General features: G+C 41.9%; 22 protein-coding genes. 7 read left to right on the top strand and 15 right to left on the bottom strand.

Annotated features, from left to right (window positions below):
- Positions 1–2: 2 nt before the first annotated feature.
- From B2400_RS05695 to B2400_RS05645, 11 genes are all read right to left on the bottom strand, one after another.
- Positions 3–260 carry a phosphopantetheine-binding protein gene (locus B2400_RS05695; protein WP_260042315.1) on the bottom strand — a complete coding sequence of 86 codons (258 nt, stop codon included), beginning with the start codon at positions 258–260 and terminating at the stop codon, positions 3–5.
- A 5-nt stretch (positions 261–265) separates the two neighbouring features.
- Entirely contained in the window at positions 266–859 is a 594-nt protein-coding gene (locus B2400_RS05690; RefSeq protein ID WP_293931719.1) for a hypothetical protein, read from the bottom strand.
- Between the two features lie 2 nt (positions 860–861).
- A complete protein-coding gene (locus B2400_RS05685) occupies positions 862–1,977 on the bottom strand; it encodes a beta-ketoacyl synthase N-terminal-like domain-containing protein (RefSeq protein WP_293931717.1) in 1,116 nt (371 codons plus the stop codon).
- The gene (locus B2400_RS05680) at positions 1,974–2,420 is read right to left on the bottom strand and encodes an acyl-CoA thioesterase (RefSeq protein WP_293931715.1); all 447 of its coding nucleotides are present in this window, start codon (positions 2,418–2,420) and stop codon (positions 1,974–1,976) included. Before B2400_RS05680 ends, B2400_RS05685 begins: the two co-directional genes overlap by 4 nt.
- A gap of 71 nt (positions 2,421–2,491) precedes the next feature.
- A complete protein-coding gene (locus B2400_RS05675; protein WP_260042320.1) occupies positions 2,492–2,932 on the bottom strand; it encodes a hypothetical protein in 441 nt (146 codons plus the stop codon).
- 155 nt (positions 2,933–3,087) lie between these two features.
- Positions 3,088–3,978, bottom strand: a complete 891-nt coding sequence (locus B2400_RS05670) for a lysophospholipid acyltransferase family protein (RefSeq protein ID WP_149526527.1) — start codon at positions 3,976–3,978, stop codon at positions 3,088–3,090.
- A 2-nt stretch (positions 3,979–3,980) separates the two neighbouring features.
- Complete coding sequence (locus tag B2400_RS05665; RefSeq protein WP_223110810.1) at positions 3,981–4,241, bottom strand: acyl carrier protein; 261 nt, start codon at positions 4,239–4,241, stop codon at positions 3,981–3,983.
- Between the two features lie 5 nt (positions 4,242–4,246).
- Complete coding sequence (locus tag B2400_RS05660) at positions 4,247–5,473, bottom strand: beta-ketoacyl-[acyl-carrier-protein] synthase family protein (protein ID WP_149526526.1); 1,227 nt, start codon at positions 5,471–5,473, stop codon at positions 4,247–4,249.
- 3 nt (positions 5,474–5,476) lie between these two features.
- Complete coding sequence (gene fabG, locus B2400_RS05655) at positions 5,477–6,220, bottom strand: 3-oxoacyl-ACP reductase FabG (protein ID WP_149526525.1); 744 nt, start codon at positions 6,218–6,220, stop codon at positions 5,477–5,479.
- The gene (locus B2400_RS05650) at positions 6,220–7,338 is read right to left on the bottom strand and encodes a WG repeat-containing protein (protein ID WP_149526524.1); all 1,119 of its coding nucleotides are present in this window, start codon (positions 7,336–7,338) and stop codon (positions 6,220–6,222) included. Before B2400_RS05650 ends, fabG begins: the two co-directional genes overlap by 1 nt.
- Before the next feature lie 2 nt (positions 7,339–7,340).
- Complete coding sequence (locus B2400_RS05645; RefSeq protein ID WP_293931708.1) at positions 7,341–8,858, bottom strand: HAL/PAL/TAL family ammonia-lyase; 1,518 nt, start codon at positions 8,856–8,858, stop codon at positions 7,341–7,343.
- Between the two features lie 101 nt (positions 8,859–8,959).
- On the opposite strand from B2400_RS05645, the gene B2400_RS05640 reads away from it, so the two are divergent.
- From B2400_RS05640 to prfH, 6 genes are all read left to right on the top strand, one after another.
- Complete coding sequence (locus B2400_RS05640) at positions 8,960–10,189, top strand: NAD(P)/FAD-dependent oxidoreductase (protein WP_149526522.1); 1,230 nt, start codon at positions 8,960–8,962, stop codon at positions 10,187–10,189.
- A gap of 68 nt (positions 10,190–10,257) precedes the next feature.
- Positions 10,258–10,506, top strand: a complete 249-nt coding sequence (locus B2400_RS05635; RefSeq protein WP_149526521.1) for a DUF7218 family protein — start codon at positions 10,258–10,260, stop codon at positions 10,504–10,506.
- Between the two features lie 197 nt (positions 10,507–10,703).
- Positions 10,704–11,006: a hypothetical protein gene (locus B2400_RS05630; protein WP_293931704.1), complete on the top strand. Its 303-nt coding sequence runs from the start codon at positions 10,704–10,706 to the stop codon at positions 11,004–11,006.
- A gap of 97 nt (positions 11,007–11,103) precedes the next feature.
- On the top strand, positions 11,104–11,346 hold the full coding sequence (locus tag B2400_RS05625; RefSeq protein ID WP_293931702.1) for a hypothetical protein: 243 nt from the start codon (positions 11,104–11,106) through the stop codon (positions 11,344–11,346).
- A gap of 365 nt (positions 11,347–11,711) precedes the next feature.
- Positions 11,712–13,103, top strand: coding sequence for an RtcB family protein (locus B2400_RS05620; protein WP_293931700.1), 1,392 nt, complete (start codon positions 11,712–11,714; stop codon positions 13,101–13,103).
- Between the two features lie 9 nt (positions 13,104–13,112).
- Positions 13,113–13,739: a peptide chain release factor H gene (gene prfH / locus B2400_RS05615; RefSeq protein ID WP_293931698.1), complete on the top strand. Its 627-nt coding sequence runs from the start codon at positions 13,113–13,115 to the stop codon at positions 13,737–13,739.
- 300 nt (positions 13,740–14,039) lie between these two features.
- Here prfH and B2400_RS05610 read toward each other — a convergent pair whose 3' ends face one another.
- Genes B2400_RS05610 through B2400_RS05595 form a run of 4 tightly spaced genes read right to left on the bottom strand, consistent with a single transcriptional unit; the run spans position 14,040 to position 18,038 of the window.
- Entirely contained in the window at positions 14,040–15,542 is a 1,503-nt protein-coding gene (locus B2400_RS05610; RefSeq protein WP_149526517.1) for a Gfo/Idh/MocA family protein, read from the bottom strand.
- 12 nt (positions 15,543–15,554) lie between these two features.
- Complete coding sequence (locus tag B2400_RS05605) at positions 15,555–16,271, bottom strand: 3-keto-disaccharide hydrolase (RefSeq protein WP_149526516.1); 717 nt, start codon at positions 16,269–16,271, stop codon at positions 15,555–15,557.
- Positions 16,272–16,309: 38 nt separating this feature from the next.
- Complete coding sequence (locus B2400_RS05600; RefSeq protein WP_293931695.1) at positions 16,310–17,425, bottom strand: FecR family protein; 1,116 nt, start codon at positions 17,423–17,425, stop codon at positions 16,310–16,312.
- A 31-nt stretch (positions 17,426–17,456) separates the two neighbouring features.
- On the bottom strand, positions 17,457–18,038 hold the full coding sequence (locus B2400_RS05595) for an RNA polymerase sigma factor (RefSeq protein WP_149526514.1): 582 nt from the start codon (positions 18,036–18,038) through the stop codon (positions 17,457–17,459).
- Between the two features lie 210 nt (positions 18,039–18,248).
- Between B2400_RS05595 and B2400_RS05590 the strand changes: the two genes are divergently transcribed.
- A complete protein-coding gene (locus B2400_RS05590; RefSeq protein ID WP_293931693.1) occupies positions 18,249–20,987 on the top strand; it encodes a DEAD/DEAH box helicase family protein in 2,739 nt (912 codons plus the stop codon).
- Positions 20,988–21,009: the final 22 nt, after the last annotated feature.

Genomic DNA, 21,009 nt, shown 5'->3' with positions numbered 1-21,009 from the left:
TTTTACTTCGTACGGTTTTGTTCGACGAAAGCCGCTAGCGTATTAATCGAGGCAAAGATCTCCTTGCCTTGCTTAGGGTCGGCAAGTTTGATACCATATTGCTTATCTAACAGTACAATTAGTTCTAGTGCATCTATGGAGTCTAATCCAAGTCCATCCCCGAATAAGGCGTCATCGTCTTGAATATCTGCCACACTAATATCTTCCAGATTTAACACCTCAATTATCTGTTGTTTTAACAGATTCTTTAATTCCGCCATCCTTATTATTTATTTATAATCTGATCTATGTTTTCTATGTTATGTTCTAAGATTCCCTCAGGTTCAACCAAGTAAAAGTTGGCCTGATAGTCTCCGTTTATCATTTTTAGCCATCCGCAGAGTACTTTACTGGCCTTGCTGCTATTTATCAGAAGCTCGCAGTATGGAGCGATGTATTCCGATTGGTATCTGTCGGCGAGTAAAAACATGCTTTCCGATTTCAATTGATGTCGAATACTCACTTCGCCGATACTGATATTGGGAAGTGTGTAAACGAACACCGCTGGGCTAGGGTAGAAGTTGTCTAAATTGCTTATGAGCTTCTGATGCTGTAGATCGGAGTCCAAGCTACCTTCCTTATTGCAGAATACCAGTGCAATATCCTCTTCCTCATTGTTTGTTAATGCTATTTCTGACGCTAAAAAGGCTAATTTACATAAATTATCCATCTTGTAAAACTTCGGATAATTAATCTCTAGATGCTGATATAGTTCTTTAGCGAAGTCCTTAAAATCTGAACTCTGTCCTTCGAAAACTACGTTGTCATTCCAAAGAACCCTATTATCACGGATAGCTATATATTGGCTGATCTTCTGCATCCCTAATCCTTTGAGAGTATTATTGCGGTATTTGTTCCACCGAATCCTGACGCTGTTTTTAAGGCCACTCGAATATCGCACTTCCGTTCCGCTGTCAAAACCTCAATTGGCTGTGAGGTTCCTAGCACTTGGAATCCTTTGCTGGGTAACAACAGGTTTCTTCGCATGCATTCTACTAAAAGTACACACTCCAAAAGACCTGAAGCGCCCAATGTATGTCCGTAGTTCCCTTTATAGCTGGCAAGTGGTACTGTCGACAGATCCGCACGATTGAAAGCTATTGCTTCCATTTCATCGTTATAGATTGTAGCGGTTCCATGTCCAACAATATAATCAATGTTTTCAGCGCGTAACTGAGCTTCATCTAATGCTTTTTGGATGCTTAGAAACAAACCTTCGCCTGTTCTGGAAGGCCCAGAAATATGGTTGGCATCGTTTATATTCGCATCTCCTGCAACTCTTACGCTATCCGATTGCCTCTCCGTTGAGACGTGACAGGCAACAGCAGCTTCGCCTAAGCTAACACCGGATCTATCCTGATCATAGGGGCGACAGGCCTCTGAACTAACCGCCTGAAAAGAATTAAACCCTGATTGTACAAATGTTGAAACCTCATCAAAAGCAACGATATAGGCATCTTCAAATAATCCCAATTGTAAATAGCGTTTCGCTATGGAAAGAGCCATTAGGCCCGAAACACAGGCATTGCTGACAATTAAAGGCTCTTTTTGGAAACCAAAATAGGTTGCGATATTTTTTGCTAAAGTTGGGATGTCGCTGGCCTCAGTATCATTTTCCGCGAGGGCTTTGACATTTCCCTTCGTAGTCGAAACGATTAGTAAACTATTTTCTAAAGATTTTCTGTCTTGAATCAAAGGAAAGAGAGCAGCAATAGCCAATTTCTCTATTCTCGACGACGCGCTTGTTAGGCTGAGACGAGCAAATAAAGCCTCCACTTGATCCTCATTTATCGATGAAATAAAAACTTCATCGAGGATGCCGTTCAGCTTAAGCTTTTGAATACCGGTCTTTCCGGCGCGTACAGCTTCGAAGTTTTCGTCCGTAGTAAAGCCCAGCGGACTGATTATATTGGACTCGTGAATGTAGGCTTGTTTCATAACATCCCCACTTTCTTTTTCCATTCCTTTAAAAAAGGAGGGATCGACAAAATGAGGTTGTTATCAAAGTCTGTAAAAACCTGAACAGTCTCTCCCGTACATACCAATTCATCTTGGCTGTTATAGATTTCAAAGTTGAAGATCATCTTTGCCGCAGCACAATCGACATAGGTCGTCACGATATAGGCATCGTCTGCATATCTAAGGGGCTTTTTATGTTCGCTAAGAACTTTAACAATAGGTGTGGCATATCCGTTTTGTTGAATATCCTTATAAGATATTCCGTAATGCCGGCCGAAGGCCTCTCTACCGTCTTCGAAGTAGCCGATATAATTGCCATGCCATACAATACCCAAAGCATCAGTTTCGTTAAACTTAACTTTAAAGTGTTCCGTATGCTGTAAAATCTTATCGGTTTTAAATCGTTCTTTTCGTCTATTCATAGCTTGATATTGGCTTTCGCCAGTATGCTTACAAAAGTAGGCAATCCAATTAGCTTTTTCTGTGAAGAAAATTATTTTGCTACTACCGTCTTCATTTGTCCTGTAGCAATAATTGTCTGCTCTACTTTGCTTGTTATCTCTACCAGGGTGACACCGGAAAATTCTTGCAATATGGTTACTTCTGATTTGATTTGCTGATGTACTTTCGGACATTGATAAATCTCTAAGTTACTGATGCTCCCAATATAGCCGATCGGCGCCTGTTCGCGACGAAGGTAATAGCCAAATCCAGTATGCAAGGCAACAGACTGGGCCATATGCTCTATAATTCCGGTTTCTTGAAGGTATTCGTTTTTCAGAAAAATGTTATCAGGGTTCACCGTGAAAGTTGCTACGATGCCCTCAACATGGTATTCTAACAAGCCATCGACCATTACCATCGGAGGACGCTGCGGTATACATTGGTAAATGATACGCTGGTCATTAATGGGAAATTCGAGCTGCTGATCCATTATTCTACGTTTGATTGGCCCGCTAAAATAGTAAAATCTAAGTTAATCGAGCAGTTTTGTCAGTGTTGCGGACATCGCATGCGAAAAATCTGGTTCTACTTACTTTGACCCTGTTCGAGTAAAAAGGTTTGAATATTAAGGAAATAAAGCTGGGATTATTCCTTGTTTTCTGCTTTCCAAAAATCGAAAAAATTAAACCACTGATACGGATATTTCTTGAGCATTTGCTCCATACTTTGCGTGTAAGCATTTAAAACCGCTTGCGCGTCCCGGTGTTTTACAGCAGGGGCCCTACGCGTATATAAATGGTAATGTAGATTGGGTTCTTTCATTACATACACAAAAGCAATCGGCGCATTCAGGCGCGAGGCAATCATGAAAGTGCCTGCAGGGAAATGTGTATCTTCCCCCAATAGTTCCGAAGACATTGTTTTAGAGTTATCAAAATAGCGATCTCCCGTTAAACAAATGAGATCATTATTCGCCAATGCTGCTGAAATTTCGAATATATGCGACATATCTTCTTTGATATGTATGAAGTTGATTTGCGAATTTTCTTTAGAAATACTGGATAAGTAGTCTTTAATCACTGTCCGTTCTTGATCGGCTGCAACAATGTGAATTTGCTGGTTGAGATCTATATCTGCGAAGAACTTCTCTGCAATCTCGAAATTCCCGATATGACCGCTAATTAAAATTCCGCCTTTTTTCTCGTCGAGGAGTTGTTTTAGTATATCTATACCATCGAAATCAAAGGTAAATCGATTACGGAGTCCGGCAAATAGTGCGAATTTATCGATCAAAACCTGACCGAATACGAAATATCCCTTGTAGAGTGCGAGTATTGATTTAATAAATGGAAAGCCTTGACGTTTTCTATAGTAGTAAAACATAGCCTTGGCAGTCATGGGATAGGCTAAAACATAATACAGTGCTACCGGAATCAACAATCCATATGCAGCTCTGACACCAAGTTTCTTAATAATGTTGACGAAAATTTGGTAACCCAATAAGGTACCCTTGGATTTACCGTCCCATTGGCTCATCTTTAATCTTGTTTAGCCAAGATTTTCTTTTCAATTAGGTTGTAAAAATCTTGAAAGGAAACGACATCTGCAAAATCAGACTCAACCAATTTAACGCCGAAATTAGATTCAATAATCACTACCAAATCCACATAGTCCAAACTATCTAAGTCTAGCGTTTCTTTTAAATTTTTGTCGGCAGCAATTACATCTCCATCAACCTCGAACTCTTCCACTAAGATTTCGTTTATTTTGTTGACGATGTCTTCAATTTCAATATTCATTTCCACTATAATTTGAACTTCTTCACGATCATAGCAGAATTGGTTCCGCCAAATCCAAAAGAATTGGACAAATATACACCAAAATCTTGATTTTTCGTTTCAGTCACGATATTCAATTTTGAGGAATACTCGTCCGGTGTATCGAAATTGATGTTCGGCGCTATAAAACCGTGATTCATCATCAAAGTAGAGTAGATAATTTCGCTGGCGCCAGCCATCCAACATTCATGTCCTGTCATCGATTTTGTTGAACTGACAAATGGGCGAGTGGCACCAAAGACTTCATCAATGGCCTGCGCTTCGTTGGCATCGCCTACAGGCGTCGACGTTGCATGGGCATTGATATATTCAACCTCCGAAGCATCCATATTGGCCTGTTCCAAAGCTTTTCGCATGGCTGATGCCGGACCTTCAACGTTTGGAGTTGAGATATGACCTCCATTGGAAGAGAAGCCATAGCCCACAACTTCTGCAAAAATAGGAGCGCCGCGTTTTAATGCGCTTTCCAAACTTTCGAGAATAACCGTTGCTGCGCCACCACTTGGAACCAGTCCGTCGCGGTTAGCATCAAATGGGCGGCAGGCTTTCGTTGGGTCTTCGTCTTTTGCAGAAAAGACACCTAAGCCGTCAAAGCTTGCCATTGCATATTTATTGATTTCTTGTGCTCCTCCACAGATTACCAAATCTTGCAGTCCATTTTTGATCATCATATGCCCCAAGCCTATAGCATGAGAGCCAGAGGCACAGGCCGCAGAAATCGTCATATTGACTCCGCGGATATTAAAGATTGTGGAAAGGTTCATGGTCACCGTGGAGTTCATGGATTTGAAGATAGCACCGGAACCAATTAAGGCGGTATCTTTTTTCTCCCTCACAATGTCGGTCGCATCAATGATAGCTTTAGAAACACTATCGTTTCCATAGATCAAGCCAATTTCACGCTCGTTGAAAGCCTCAATAGGAATGTCCGCTTCGCGCAATGCCTCCAAAGTAGCGAGGTAGGCATATTCGGTTTCTTCGCCCATCGTGACGCGCTGCCGTCTATGTAGAAGCGCTTTAAGCTCCGGGCTAGGGACGCTGCCCGTTAAAGCCGAGCGAAATCCATATTCCTTACGTTCCTGATCGAAGATAATCCCCGATTTGCCTTCGTATAGCGATGTCTTAACTTCATCGAGACTAGTTCCGATGCAGCTATAGATTCCCATCCCTGTAATCACCACTCTGTTATTCATCCTTTATGAATAAATCCCTCCATTGATATTGATAACTTCTCCTGTAATATAGCTTGATTTTTTTGATGCTAAAAATGACACTAAATCCGCAACTTCCTCAGCTTCCCCGAAACGGTTAACCGGAATCATCTTCTTCAGTTCTTTCTGGTCCATTTCTGCAGTCATATCGGTATTGATAAAGCCCGGTGCAACAGCATTTACGGTAATGTTGCGCTTTCCAATTTCCTGAGCTAGGGCTTTGGTGGCCCCGATAACTGCGGCTTTCGCTGCTGAATAATTTGTCTGACCGGGAGTTCCTTTGACTCCAGAAACTGAAACCATATTGATAATCCGGCCATAGCGATTATGCAGTAATTTCTGGATAAAGAAGTTCGTTACGTTATAAAACCCGCCTAAACTAGTCTGGATCACATCGTTCCAATCTTGTAGGGGCATCCACATAAAAAGGCCATCTCTAGTAAGTCCGGCATTATTAACGATTACTTCAACCAAAGCGTCCGGGTTCTTTTCTTCCCATGCCGCCAATGCCGACTTCACTTCTTCCGCATTGCCGACATCGAATTTAATGATTTCACCATCCGAACCAGCGGCTCTAACCTCTGCTAGGGTTTCCAATGCTGCAGACTCGTTTGAATGATAATTTATTAAGATATGGTAGTCTGTATCCTCGGCAATTTTTTTACAAATTGCTCGCCCGATTCCACGAGACCCACCAGTCACTATTGCATACTTTTTTGTTTCTGCCATTATTTGCTAAATAGTTCGGCATTATCATACCACTTTCCAACTACATTACCCTCTGTATCGATAAAGCCCCAAGTTTTGTTGAACTTAACTCGAGCCACACCATTGATGAAGCCTTTGCTGTCCGCATCAAACATATCCAAACCGAATGCGGTGATACTATATTGCGCGGGTATAACTAATTTACCGGATTTATCGATAAATCCCCAGTTTTTTCCAACTTTTACCGGAGCTAGTCCGTCGTTGCTGAATACCTCAGCATCTTCAAACTGATATTCAACAACTAGATTGCCCTTCGTGTCGATATATCCCCATTTAGAGCCGTTGTAAACCGGTGCTAGGCCGTTTACAAAAGAACGAGCCTTATCGTATTGAGGTTCTACGACCCAATTACCTTTTGTATCAATAAAACCTATTTTCTTGTTCTTGCGTGCGTAGGCTAGACCATCTGTTGAAAAATCCCAGATTTTGTCTACAGCTTCCAAGCCTTTAAACTCGCCTTGAACGACTACGCCAAACTGTGTTCCTTTTTTAGCATAAGCCGATCCATTCATGTAATTTCCAATTTCATTATAGTCGGCTGGTATAACCTCTTTTCCCGATTTATCGATAATACCCCAGCGCTCAAAATTCTTTACGCGGGCATAATCGCCGTCAAATTTGCGAATCAAGTCGTATTTTGGGGCTAAAACTTCCTTGCCATCAGGAGAAATGATGCCTATCTTGTTATTCTGTTTAAAGAAAGCAAGGCCATCTTCAAAATCATAGATTTTATCGGTTGATACCAGGTTTAATCGTTCACCTTTTTTGTTGATATAGAACCAAGTGCTCCCTTGCGCAACTACAGCAACTCCATGGTCAAATGCTTTTACGCGATCGAATGTAGGTTCAATGACCCAGTTGCCTTGCTCATCGATGAATCCCCATTTTTTGTTCTGTAAAACCGGCGCTACAGCATCATTAAAATCACCAACCTTTTCAAATTGCAAAGCAATAACTTCATCTCCGGATTTGTTGATAAAACCAGCTTTTTTATTGGAAGTAACTTGAGCGAGCTCTTGAGCAAACCCGAATTGGGAGGCGAATAGTGCAGCAATAGCAAGTACGTGTTTTAGATTCATAATTATTTAATTAGATATTCTTTTACATTATTAACAATAGGGTACATCACGATATCCTCCTTGAAGACCGGCACTAGCTCTCTCAATTCGCGATAGACGGACCTCGATGCTGAGCTTAATCGATCCTCAATGTCAAGAGCTTCTACCGCCTGTGCAATCGTAATCCATTCAATTGCAAGTACCTCAAAAGAATTTTCGATTACCTTACTGCAGATAACTGCGGCATTTGTTCCCATGCTGACGATATCTTGGTTGTCATTATTGTTCGGGATGCTATGTACGTACATGGAAGTCGACAAAGCTTGGTTTTCCGCAGTTGTTGATGTTGCGGTAAACTGGACGCCCTGCATACCGAAATTAAATCCAAGTTTCCCCAAATTTACGAAAGGAGGCAGCAACTCGTTGATCTTCGAGTTTAACAAATAGTTAAGTTGTCGTTCCGCTAGCATGGATAGCTTAGTCACGACAAGCTTTAAGCGGTCCATTTCTAGGGAAATATAATCGCCGTGGAAATTTCCACCATGGTAAACATGCTGTGTTGCGACATCGACAATAGGATTATCATTCGCCGAATTGATCTCCTTTTCTAAGATTGCTTCCACACTGCGGACAGTATCGAATATTGGTCCTAGAATTTGAGGAACGCATCGTAGAGAATAGTATTCCTGTACCTTTTCTTTGAAAATATCTTCGCTATTATTTCCGTTGTAAAGGTGCTCATGCCTGCGTCTGATCAGTTGGCTATCTGCCAAATGATTTCTCATCGCTTGAGCCACATCCCGTTGCCCTTCGTGGAGTTTGGCTTGATTTAATTCTACCGAGAAGTGGTCGTCATATGCCTGAACCAACTCATTGATAAAGCAGGAAGCCTTGATCGACCAGTCGATCAATTTCTGTGCTTTGTACGTATTTACAATGCCTATTCCCGTCATTACCGAAGTGCCGTTGATCAAAGCAAGGCCTTCGCGCAATTTAATCTCAATAGGGGTTAAGCCCAGTTCTTGGAAGACAGCTTTAGTTTCTCGGCGCTCGCCTCTATAAAACACTTCACCTTCTCCAATCAGCACTAAGGCCAAATGCGCTAATTGCACTAAATCACCACTTGCGCCAACACCTCCATGTGCAAAGATCAATGGAGTAATATCTCGGTTGATCAGCTCGCGCATCAGTTCGATAACGGAGATGTGAATTCCTGATTTTCCTAACGAAAGGCTGTTCAAGCGCGCTAAAATGCTGGCTTTTACATGTTCTGCCGAAAGCGGTTGCCCGGTTCCGGAGGAGTGGCTTCGAATCAGGTTATATTGAAGCTGTAATTGATCTTGTTCTTGGATTCGATATTGTGCCATCGGGCCGAAGCCGGTATTGACACCATAAATGACTTTGTTTTTCGAGAAGCTTTGTAAAAAATCATAACAATTGTTTACTCTGTCGATTAGCTCTTTGCTTATCTCTATTTTTTTGTTTTCAAATAGAACTTCGTTAAACTCTTTAATCGTTAGATAATCGTTTATGGTTTTCATTTAAAATAATTAGTTTCTTCTCTTTTAATTGTTCTAAATGTATGTAATTTTGGAACAAATTTTTGTACCGCAAAAATAGAATTTAAATATTATTTACAGCTATGGAAAACGAAATTGTTGACGTCCTGATCATTGGTGCGGGACCTAGTGGTGCAGTAGCCGCAGGGTATTTGCAGCAACACGGCGTGAACATCAAAGTTGTTGAAAAGCAAAAGTTTCCGCGCGTTGTCGTAGGCGAAAGCTTGATTCCCAGAGTTATGGATCATTTTGAAGAGGCGGGACTTCTAGAAGCATTGAATTCCTATGGATTCGAGAAGAAGCCAGGTGCTCGCTTTATTCGCGGGGAAGAACACTGCGTATTTGACTTTAGTGATAAGTTTGGTGAAGGTTGGGACTGGACCTGGCAAATTCCTAGAGCGGATTTTGATAAGGCAATGACGGATGAATTACAACGAAAGGGGGTGGACATTGCCTTTGAAACGGAGGTTTTGGATGTATCATTCGATGGCACTGATTCGTTAACGACCGTTCGCGATAAGGCCGGTAAACTATCAACTATCTCTGCAAAATTCGTGATCGACTGTAGTGGATACGGACGAGTGTTGCCACGTCTACTGAAGCTCGAAATGCCATCGAAATTAGATTATCACTCTGCTATCTTTACGCATATCGATGATGTTCGTCGTCCAGATGGCGTAGAAGGGACACAGATTTCCTTCGATATTATAGAAACTGAAGTGTGGCTGTGGGTGATCCCTTTCTCTAATGGTAAAACAAGCGTAGGCATTGTGGGGCCAACAGAGTATATCAATAAGCTCTCTGCCAGCATGGATAACCATGAGGCAATACAGGAAGCAATTAAGTTATCGGATTACTATGTGGCTCGCTTCAGCGGCTTACCCTATGAATTTGACCCGATTCGCCTAACGAATTATTCTGTGGCAGTATCGCAATTCCATGGTGCTGGTTATGCATTGACAGGCAACAGCACGGAGTTTTTAGACCCTGTATTCTCTTCGGGTGTCTGCTTCGCGACGGAGTCGGGAATTTTGGCTGCAAAATTGGCGAAGCGCCAATTGGAAGGTGAGGTTATTGATTGGGATCAGGAATATTCTGCATATATGAAATTCGGTATCGATGTGTTTACGACCTATGTGAAGGAATGGTATACCGGAAACCTGCAAGAGCTGTTTTACCATCGTCCGGAAAATCCAGATGTAAAGCAAAAGATATGTGCGGTGTTGGCTGGCTATGTTTGGAATAAGGAGAATCCATTTGTTGCAAAACATCGTAATATTGTGAAGAATATGGCTTATTTGATTAAGCAGTAGGGTGTTGGTTTATTTCAACGATTCTGCTCGTTGAGTGTTCTACATACAGAATCAACACTTTAATTGCTATGCCAGACAAGAAAAATCCGCGTATTAAGAAAGAAGATACTTATAAAGCTTTGAAAAAAGAGGGAATGAGTACAGAGAAAGCAGCAAGGATTGCTAATGCGCAAAAGGCAGGAACGCTAGATCATAAATCTGAGAAATTGGAAGATCGTTCGAAAACAGAACTTATGAGCCAGGCAAAAGAAATTGGGATAACTGGAAGGTCCAAAATGTCTAAGTCTGAGTTAATCAGTGCTATTCGTAATCATTAGTGATTCCGAATAGTTTGAAAGTATTAAAGAATAGTTAAAAAAAGGCAAGTCTTCTCTTGCCTTTTTTCATTTCCAATCCAAACCATCAATCATCACCCCATTCCCACACTAATCCACCTAAAAAACATCAACATTAAATTTTCGTTAAGCTTTAAACTTTTTTCTTATTACCAATTCAAACTGTTAAATTGTTCGTTATGAAAAAGCTACTCCTTATCCTAACTTTTGTCTTTGCCGTAAGTTTATCCTTTGCTCAACATGGGCGTTATGAAACCGATATTTTTGGGACTCTACTTTTTAAATCCAACAAAGATTCCTACAGCGCAAGCCTGGAGAAAAACGTATTTGGCGATTTAGTTTTTTCCGATTCTAGAAAAAATCATGAGAAATTTGAGAACAAATATCTCGGTAGATTTATGCCTGGTATTCTGAATAGTAAAGATGCGCAGCAAAAGTTTTTTCAAGAGTTGATCTGGCAGAATAGGAATAGAAGGATATGAGTCTTTCTATTCCATCGATATTTTCGGAACGATCATCACGAAAGATAACCGTGGTAATGAGCGGGAGAGCGGAACTGATATCTTCGGACATGAATTTGTGAGGGACAAAAGCAAGGGCAGTACATCCAGCATCAAACGAAATATACACGGTGATTTAGAATACACAGAAGACGGCAATCAAGCCACTTTGAGGAAGGATATTTTCGACAAATGGTCTTATTCCGACAGCTTTGGTAATCGTGTCGAGTTTTCTTCTAGAACCTGGGATCGCATCCTAAATCGCTTAGGTTCAGAGAAGGAAATACTATGGTATTTTGTCGATCAGTTTTTCTATGACTAGCTACAAGACGAAAAAATAATTTGCATAAACTAAAAGGATATTTTACTTTTGGCCCCGATAAATATTTTTAACCCTTTAAAAAAGACGAAGATATGTTTGTAAGTACCCCAACTTCTCGAGCGTTTGCAGCAAATGGATTTGCTGTGGCTTGCTTCGTGCTTTTTTCTTAAAAAGATCTTATTAATCTTATTCTGCCTAGCACTTGGTTGTTCCTTAATGAAAGTTGAGATTTAATTAGGTATTGAGCGACGTAACGGAACTAAGAAAGTTTTATTTAAAAAGCCCGTCATTTTAAATCGGATGGTCTTTGTTTGATCTTTCAATCTACAGGATCAACCGGAATATTCAATTCAATTTTTATTACAATGGGAAATAAACTTTCTGGGAAAGACCTAATTAAATTGGGTTTTCCGCAGAATAACGCGATAAATATTGCGCTAGGGCAGATATCGCGATATCGCAAGCGCGATAAAAAAGAAACAATATTACAGGAAGCCAAACAAGTATTGTTGTTTCCTGAAAAATACATGGGACATGGAACTTGGGGAAAGGTTGCTGAAGGCTTGATCAAACCGGTAGAAGTCAGAATGCATCAATTGCGAACACATCGTGTTCCCTTTGAGATTTTCGGAGAGAATGAGATTGACGAATTGGCAAAGCGTCAACTCTATGACTCTTTAAAACTTCCTATCGCGGTGCAGGGGGCGCTGATGCCGGATGCGCATGCAGGTTATGGTCTGCCGATCGGCGGAGTCTTAGCGACGGATAACGCGGTTATACCTTATGGGGTAGGCGTTGATATTGGCTGCAGAATGAGTCTATCCATCTTCGATTTTCCCGCCACTTATTTGAAAGGCAGGGGATTCCAATTGCGTAATATCCTGAAAGAGAATACAGCTTTTGGACTCTATGAAACGCATAAGTCGCGAGCAGATCACGAGATCTTTTCGCATGCAGCATTTCAGGAAATACCACTGTTGAAATCTCTAAAGGACAAAGCTTATAAACAGCTGGGATCTTCTGGCGGAGGAAACCATTTTGTGGAATTCGGAATAGTCGATTTGTATGAAGATCGATCAGATTGGAAGCTCAGCAAAGGATCATATTTGGCGGTTCTTTCGCATTCAGGTTCTCGTGGCTTGGGCGCTAACATTGCGAAGCATTATACCTATCTGGCGCAAAAGCAGTGTCCACTTCCTAAGCAAGTACAACACTTAGCCTGGTTAGATCTGGATACCCACGACGGACAAGAGTATTGGACTGCAATGAACCTAGCGGGCGACTACGCTAAGGCCTGTCATGATGATATTCATCGTAGATTGGCAAAGGTATTGGGAAAACGAGCGGTGCTGACAATCGAAAATCATCACAATTTTGCTTGGAAGGAGTTTGTGGATGGAAAGGAATGTATCGTGCATCGCAAGGGTGCAACGCCGGCGTCCGAAGGTGTTCTAGGAATTATCCCAGGGTCGATGACGGCTCAGGGTTATATTGTAGAAGGGAAGGGAAATCCGTTGAGCTTAAATTCTGCCTCCCACGGGGCCGGACGTGTCAAATCGCGTGGCGAATGCAAGGATACGATCAGCCGCAGTGAGATGTTTGCAGATTTGGAGAATAAGGGTGTGGAGTTATTAGGAGGGTCGGTTGATGAAGCTCCTATGGCTTATAAGGACATTCAGAAAGTGATGCGTCTTCAGGAGGAGTTGGTGTCGGTTTTGGGGAGTTTTACTCCCAAGATTGTACGAATGGCTAAGTAGGGAGGAAGGATGAAGATACAATTACAGATAAGCTCGGGGCGAGGCCCTAAAGAATGCTGCATGGCAGTAGCGAATGTTTTTGCACTGATGCTGCTTGAAGCAAATGCCTTAGAAATAGAACTCAAAGTCCTACAAGAAGAACGTTCGGAAGGTTTAGCTTCCTCTATTTTACTGGAAGTGAAGGGGAAGCAATGCGTTCGTTTTGCATCGCAATGGATTGGTACGATACAGTGGAAATGTGAAAGTCCCTTTCGTCCGAAGCATCCACGTAAAAATTGGTTTATTGCAGTACAGCAAGTTGATGATTTGGAGCGTTTGGATGGAATTTCGGAAAGCGATATCGTCTTTCAGACGATGCGGAGCAGCGGAGCAGGAGGGCAGCACGTCAATAAAGTGAGCTCTGCTGTGCGGGCAATGCATAAGCCAACAGGAATTTCTGTACAGGTCATGGATACGCGTTCACAACTGCAGAATAAGCAATTAGCGGTAAAAAGAATACAAGAAAAAGTAGATGCGCTAAAATCATCGGCTCAGGCAAGTGCCAAGCGATCGAATTGGGAACAACAGATACAAGTCGATCGCGGAAACCCATCTCGAATATTTGAGGGAAAAGGTTTTAAAGAGCGGAGTAAATAAAGCTAGTCAGACCTAGAAGCAATATCAGCCCTATATAACCCATTTTAAACCCCTATCATTCCCCTTTCGAAAGGGTTCTGAATTAAGTTTATATTGGGTTTGAAAGGGCTTTGAAAGGGTTCTGTGTCAAAGCAGTTTCGAATACCTTTCATTCCTGAGGGTAATTGAATACAGATACGCTTGGCAAGAAACAGGCTGTTAACGTATTTCCTGAAACGCAAACAAAATAGAGAAGGCTGTCCGAATGGGCAGCCTTCTCTTATTGATAAATCTATTTGTTGTTACTAAAAACGTTGAGCCCTATTTTGGCATCGGTGGTAGGGAGAATCCGTTTTTGTAAGGCTTATTGATCCATTCCTGAGCAGCTTGTGCGGCATTAAGCGTTATAGATTGACGGTTAAATCTTGGGTGGCCATCAATCACGTTGAACTCATCAACCGAAACTACTTTAATTTCATCATTAGGGTTTATATTGGTAAACCTCATGTTTTCACCATCCCAAAGCAACTCCCTGTGGAGCGCTTGTAGTCGTACTGCTAGCACGCCCATTACCACCATTTCATTGAACGGACCAGAGAATTGGAAATTGGAACTGGTTTCCGTGCGGTTTTCTTTTGATTCTTTTGCAGCTCTGATCCAGTCTTGCTCATGTGCATCCGTTTTCCAGATATCTCCATTTCCGCCTTTCACGCGAGGAATCCATGGCGTCGGTTTTTTAAAATCCTTCATGTTTTCCACAGGAAGGAGCGTAGCATTCATTCCGTAACAACCAGTCATGATTTTTCCTTTTTTACCAACGAAGATGATACCGCCATCAGGATCGCCCATCATCATACCTGGCGCAAGCTCTTTTGGTCTGTCTGGCAGCAATCCACCATCATACCAATAGACGTCGACTTCCGGCATTTTCACTTTGCCTGCTTTTGGACGTGCCGGGAATGTATATTTCACGATCTCTGCATGAGGCGGAGAATAAAGATTACTTAGGGTAGAGCTTCCGTTTACCTTGGTAGGGTACTTCAAGTTCAATGCCCAGTAAATTGGGTCCATGATGTGGCAGGCCATATCCCCAAGAGCACCTGTTCCGAAGTCGTACCAACCTCTCCAGTTCCAAGGTGTGTACACCGAATTATATTCCCTATGCTCGGCAGGACCTAAGAATAGATTCCAATCTAAATCTTTAGGAATCGGCATGCCCTCTTTTGGTTTCATCAACCCTTGAGGCCATATCGGACGGTTGGTCCAACAGTGCACTTCATATACCTCGCCAATAGCATCCGATTGTATCCATTCTGCAATTTCACGGCACCAATCGAACGAGTTACCTTGATTTCCCATCTGTGTGGCTACGCCGTATTGTTTTGCCAATTTGGTCAACAATCTGGATTCATACACATTATGAGTTAATGGTTTTTGTGTATAAGTATGCTTACCGAGGGTAATCGCATGGGCCGTTACACCGGCGTGCGTATGATCCGGCGTCGCTACGCATACCGCATCAATGCTGTTTCCGATTTCATCAAACATCTTGCGCCAATCTTTAAAACGCTGCGCTTTAGGATAGTCGTTGAAGGTTTTTGATGCATATTTCCAATCTACGTCACATAGTGCAACGATGTTTTCTGTTTTCATATTGTTGAGGTTTCTTCTCCCGATACCGCCGACGCCAATCCCTGCAATATTCAGTTTATCGCTGGGCGCAATATGTCCAAATTTCTTGCCGAGGACCGTATTTGAAACAATAGTAAATCCAGTTAACAGACTGGCATTCTTGATAAAGTCTCTTCTTGAGTTGTTTTCCATGTTATTCTAGGTTTAGTTTATTTCGCGTATTTTGATGTTCTTAAAATATACAGGATCGCCGTGATCTTGAATCCCTATCTTACCTTTTGCTACCTTGGCATAAGGCAGTGCGGCGAACTTGCTCTTGGCAATCTGTTCTTTCAGCGCTGGAGATCCAATCTGGTAGGTAAGGATCAGTTTCTTATTTAGCCAATGCTGAACATTTCCGTTTTTCGATACGATACGTGTTTTGTTCCACTGTCCTGCGGGTTTTAAAGGCGAAAGATTCGGGGCGATGACATCCGACATCGAACCTGTCTTCTGTTGCTCGGTCAGTTTTTGCGGATAGTTTTCGTTATCGATGATTTGAAACTCGGGACCGGTCTGGTACATATATTTATTATCCGGGTGCTCAACCACATAGATGAATATGCCGCTATTGCCAGATTTTTCAATTTTCCACTCCATTTCTAATTCGAAGTTTTCAAATTCTTGGTTTGTTACGATATCGCCGTTTTTTCCGGTTGTAGAAAGCATGCCGCTCTCCACTTTCCAACCTTTGATGGTTGATCCGTTGTATTGGTGCCAGGCGTCTAGCGAGTTATTAGCCAAAAGATCAATCCAAGGCCCTTTTTTCTCCGATCGGTAATGTTCGGTGGTTGGGGATGCTTGTTCAATCTGAGGAGGCTTTTGTAGTCCTACGAAGAGCAATGCGAAGATGCTGCTACTGATAAGGATGGAGTTTGTCATGTTTTTTATGTTAGGTTTATGATTTACACAATAGGATATTATTTCTTGGAACCGATTATTATTTTGTTCCCTATAATCGAGGCCTGCAGATCGCCCGTCATCTCGATTATCTCTAATACTTCTTTAATACTTTTGTTTCGGTCGATCTTGAGTGTGAAGTGAAAGGCCTCTGGATTGATGTTCTTTAAGCTATATTCCATGTTGTACCAATCAGAAAGAACGCTCATGATCTCGTTGATGGGTTGATCATTAAAGATAAATTCGTTTCGTGTGAAGGCCAATGTTTCGTATTCATCAAACGATAATATTTGGATTCCATCTTGGCTGAAATGTCCCTTTTGTCCTGGTTTAAGCTTCTTGGAGTTGTTATTGCCTTTGATTTCTAAGCTCCCTTCCACAAGAGATATAGACGCTGTCTTTTCATCCCTTTTGTTGCAGAAAACGAACGAAGTGCCTGTTACAATGGCTTCTATTTTGCTCGATTTTACAATGAAAGGTTTTGACGGATTTGTCTGAACTTCAAAGTATGCTCGTCCTTCTGCCGCAACAATTCGACTGTTTTCTATGAATCGGCTCGGAAAGGATAGTTCACTATTTACATCAAGTATTACTCTGCTTTTATCGTCTAGTTCGATAATGTAATTTTCGTTCGCCGCTGTTTTAATGTTAATCTGAATGATTTCATTCGAGTTGTCGTTAGATTCTATGCGGAGCACGCCAGCTTTAGATTTTACGAGGGTAAATTTATTGTTGGAGAAAGACTCTCCAATCTTCATCGTCTGGAGATCTTTGTATGTGCCATCAGAAGTTGTTAAACCGGGAGTTTCAACTGTGGAAGGGTGGTTTTCGCTTAAGATGAACGCTTTTTCATTATCCTGTTTCATTAAGAGGTAGCCGACAAAAAAGGTTGCGATTATGACCGCTGCAATCTTCAATAGGGTAGTTTTAAGACTCGGACGGCTGATCTTTTCTATTGTTTTGGCATGGACGGCTTGCTGAATTCTGTTTTTGACATCCTCTTGAGCACCGTATTTTAATTGCCATTCATCTTTCTGAAAAGTCTCGAGGAGTTCGCTATCAATATCTGATAAATCCTCTTTTTTGGCTTTTCGTGAAAGAATATTAATAATGGATTTTAAAATTGAATGCTCCATAATATTAGGTTTACATATATAGAGCGCTTTTTTAGATCAATCCCCCAACAGTTGACAATAAAAAGGTTGATAACCATATATACCTACTCAATCCGGCTCGCAATTTCTTCAGGGCGATAGTCAATTGGTTTTCTACCGACTTTCTAGAAATCTGAAGCGCTTCGGCGATCTCTTTTTGGGAAAGGTTGTCTTCGCGCTTTAGCTTATAAACTTCTCTACAGCGGGGAGGCAGTTCGTTAATCAGTGTTTCTAGCCGATCTAGTAAATCTCGATATTCCAGCGCTTGTTGAGGGTCGTAGGGGTCTGGAACGAGTTGACTAAATTGATCGATATCCACATGAGGTGCTCTTTTTTGTTGGATTTGCCTATAGATCTGGTAGCGTGTGCAGGCGAAAAGATAAACTTTAATGGAATGGGTAATATGTATCGATGTTCGTTTATTCCAAATATTGATAAACACTTCCTGCACAATCTCCTCGGAAGTAGCACTATCGTTCAGTACAGATTCTGCCATTAAGAACATAGGACGCCAATACCGATCCATGAGCTCCTTTAGTGCTCGTTGATTATCAGTCTGTATTAAATGGAATAAATCTCGATCTGAGACTGTCATTTAAGTTTAGATTTCGGTTATATCGTTTTTGTAGCGCCTGATGCGCGACAAACATAAATATACAGAATAATAATTTTAAAATTTAAAAGAAATATAGAATGTGAAGGCGTCGTTGCCCTTAATGAGTTATTGATTTAATATTTGTACAACCTATTCGTTTGTTTCAAGTCTGTCGTTTCTGTATCTTAAACCCTAGAAAAATTATTATTAATGAGCGTGTTTTCCGCCAATATAAAATTCAGATATCCATGGCGTAGCTATCAACAACGCGTGCTCGATGAGTTGTCATCTCATATGGACGATTCCCATTTGCACGTAATCGCTCCTCCAGGTTCCGGCAAGACCGTTCTTGGGTTGGAGGTAATTCTTCGATTAGGCCAACCAACGTTAATATTAGCACCCACGCTCGCCATCCGAAACCAATGGATACAGCGCTTTACGGAATTATTCGTGCAACAGCAAGAGCTGCCTGACTACATATCTAAAGATATCCGCCATCCGAAACGTATTACTGTCGTGACCTATCAGGGCCTGCATGCTGCCTGCAACGATCGCAAAGAAGGAAACTTCACATTGGATTATGTCGATGAAACGGATATAGTTGAAAAGACACGCTCTAACTTTCTGAACCTACCCAAGATTATATCAGGTCTACAAGGGCAGGGTGTACAGACCTTTATTCTGGATGAAGCCCACCATCTAAAAAATGAATGGTGGCAAACGCTAGATCGGTTAAAGAAAGCTATAAATCCTAAAATGGTAGGATTAACTGCAACCCCACCATATGATGTATCCGGTACGGAGTGGAGCAGATATTTGGATCTAAACGGTCCTATAGACGCCGAGATTACTGTACCTGAACTTATTCAACAGGGGGACTTATGTCCGCACCAAGATTACGTGTATTGTTGCCAACCGTCGGCCGAGGAACTTCAGCTTATTCGCAGCTACAGAACTAAAGCTGTTGAGATTTTTGAGGAAATTAAGAATGATGAAAGTCTTATCCGAGCAATTTCTACGCATCCATCTATCGTCGATCCGCTAGGAAATGAGTTTAAAATACATGAGAACTTAGCATTTTACTCGGCCTGTTTAATTTTTCTGAGATCAAGATCGATTGAAATCAGCCCATTGCATTTTGAATTATTAGGGATCCCTCATCGCGATGACAGCCTACAACTTCCTGATTTGGACTTTTCCTGGATGGAGGAATTGCTTCGCAACTATCTTTTCGAGGATAAAGGTCATTTTAAAGACGAGTTTGAAGAAGAACGAACGTTAATGTTGAATCGCTTGAGACGCTTAGGGATAGTTGAGCGGCGAAGTATTAAGTTTGAACAAGGCGCTAAGATACTCCAGCATCTACATGCGAGTGTCAGTAAATTAACAGCGATTGAACAGATTAGTAATTTCGAATTCGGAATTATGGGAGGAAGCCTGCGACAGGTCATCCTCACAGATTTCGTGCGAAAGGAATATTTAGCCAATACGCCTGAAAATACGATTCCATTGCGTAAGATTGGTGTACTGCCAATCTTTGAACAATTAAGAAGGAATAATGGAAACCAAAAGAAAATCGGCGTCTTGTCCGGAACTATTGTTATTGTTCCGCAAACAGCGGTTGATTCCTTAGAGAAGGCATACAGCCCGTTTGGACATAGCGAAGCGTTAAACATAAAGCCGCTAGTCTTCGATACATCTTACTACATTATACAGGTTACCGATCAAAGTCGTGATTGGATGGTCGCCATCGTTACGCGTCTTTTTGAGGCTGGTGAGATTGAGATTTTGATAGGTACGAAGGCATTGCTCGGGGAGGGATGGGATGCGCCAGCAATCAATAGCCTTATTTTGGCTTCTGTTGTGGGATCATTTGTCTCATCCAATCAAATGCGCGGCAGGGCTATCCGCACGAACCTAAATGTTCCGGATAAGACGAGTAACATATGGCATATCGCCTGTGTCGATTCGACTGTTGTTGATGGCGGGCAAGAGATTGCCTTATTGCGACGTCGCTTCCGCAACTTCGTCGGGTTGGTTGAAGATGAGCGTGGTGGCATCGAGAATGGTCTTTCCCGTATCAGTTTTCCGACCGAGGTAAACGAGGAGAACATTACGCAGTTTAATGGGCGCAGTTTTGTATTAGCTGGGCAACGTAGCAGACTTCCAAATAAATGGCAGGCCGCTATAGCCGAAGGAACTCAGTTGCTGGAGGAAATAAAACTGCCGTTTGTTGAGCCTGACGCTTACCAAGGAATGAAGGCTGCAGAAATGAAAAGGACGATCGGAAATATGACTGCTTCACTTGGCTCCGCCGTCGTGTTCTATTTGGAATGGAGCACGCAGATCTCGATGAAACTGATGAAATGGCTAGGGGCACCGGGAGGAACGCTGATGTTGGGTATGTTTGGTGTAGGAACGGTATTTTTTTCTGCGAGGGCTATTAAAACTTTCCGATACTATGCCAAATACAGAGATGTAACCAAGGATATTTACGAGATCGGTAATGCACTGATCAAAACCTTATGCAAAAGCAGAATCTTCACAACGAGTTTGAAGGATCTCCGTGTGTTAACTTATGCAGATCGTCAAGGTGCTGTCTTCTGTCATTTGGATGGAGGAACGACTTACGAAAAGTCCTTGTTTGTTCAGATGATTCAAGAGGTCGTTGAACCTATTAATTCGCCACGCTATATTATCGTCCGGAAGAGTCTTGCCCTCAAGGTGCTGAGGCAATATGACTACCATGCCGTTCCAGAAATGCTGGGTAAGCGCGCAGCATTGGCCAATGACTTTGCCAACTTTTGGAGAGAAGAGGTCGGTTCCTGTCAATTAATCTTCACAAAGAATATGGAAGGTAGAAAGCTGCTGATCCGGTCTAAGGTAGCTGCATTAGCAAATCATTTCAGTGAGGATACGACCGTGCAGCACGTCAATATTTGGCGTTAATTTTTAATCCATTTGTAATAGT

The organism is Sphingobacterium sp. UBA6645, assembly GCF_002455685.1.
Taxonomy (GTDB): Bacteria; Bacteroidota; Bacteroidia; order Sphingobacteriales; family Sphingobacteriaceae; genus Sphingobacterium; species Sphingobacterium hotanense.
The sequence above is the reverse complement of the archived record's forward strand: the minus strand, read 5'-3'. Positions and strand labels throughout refer to the sequence as shown.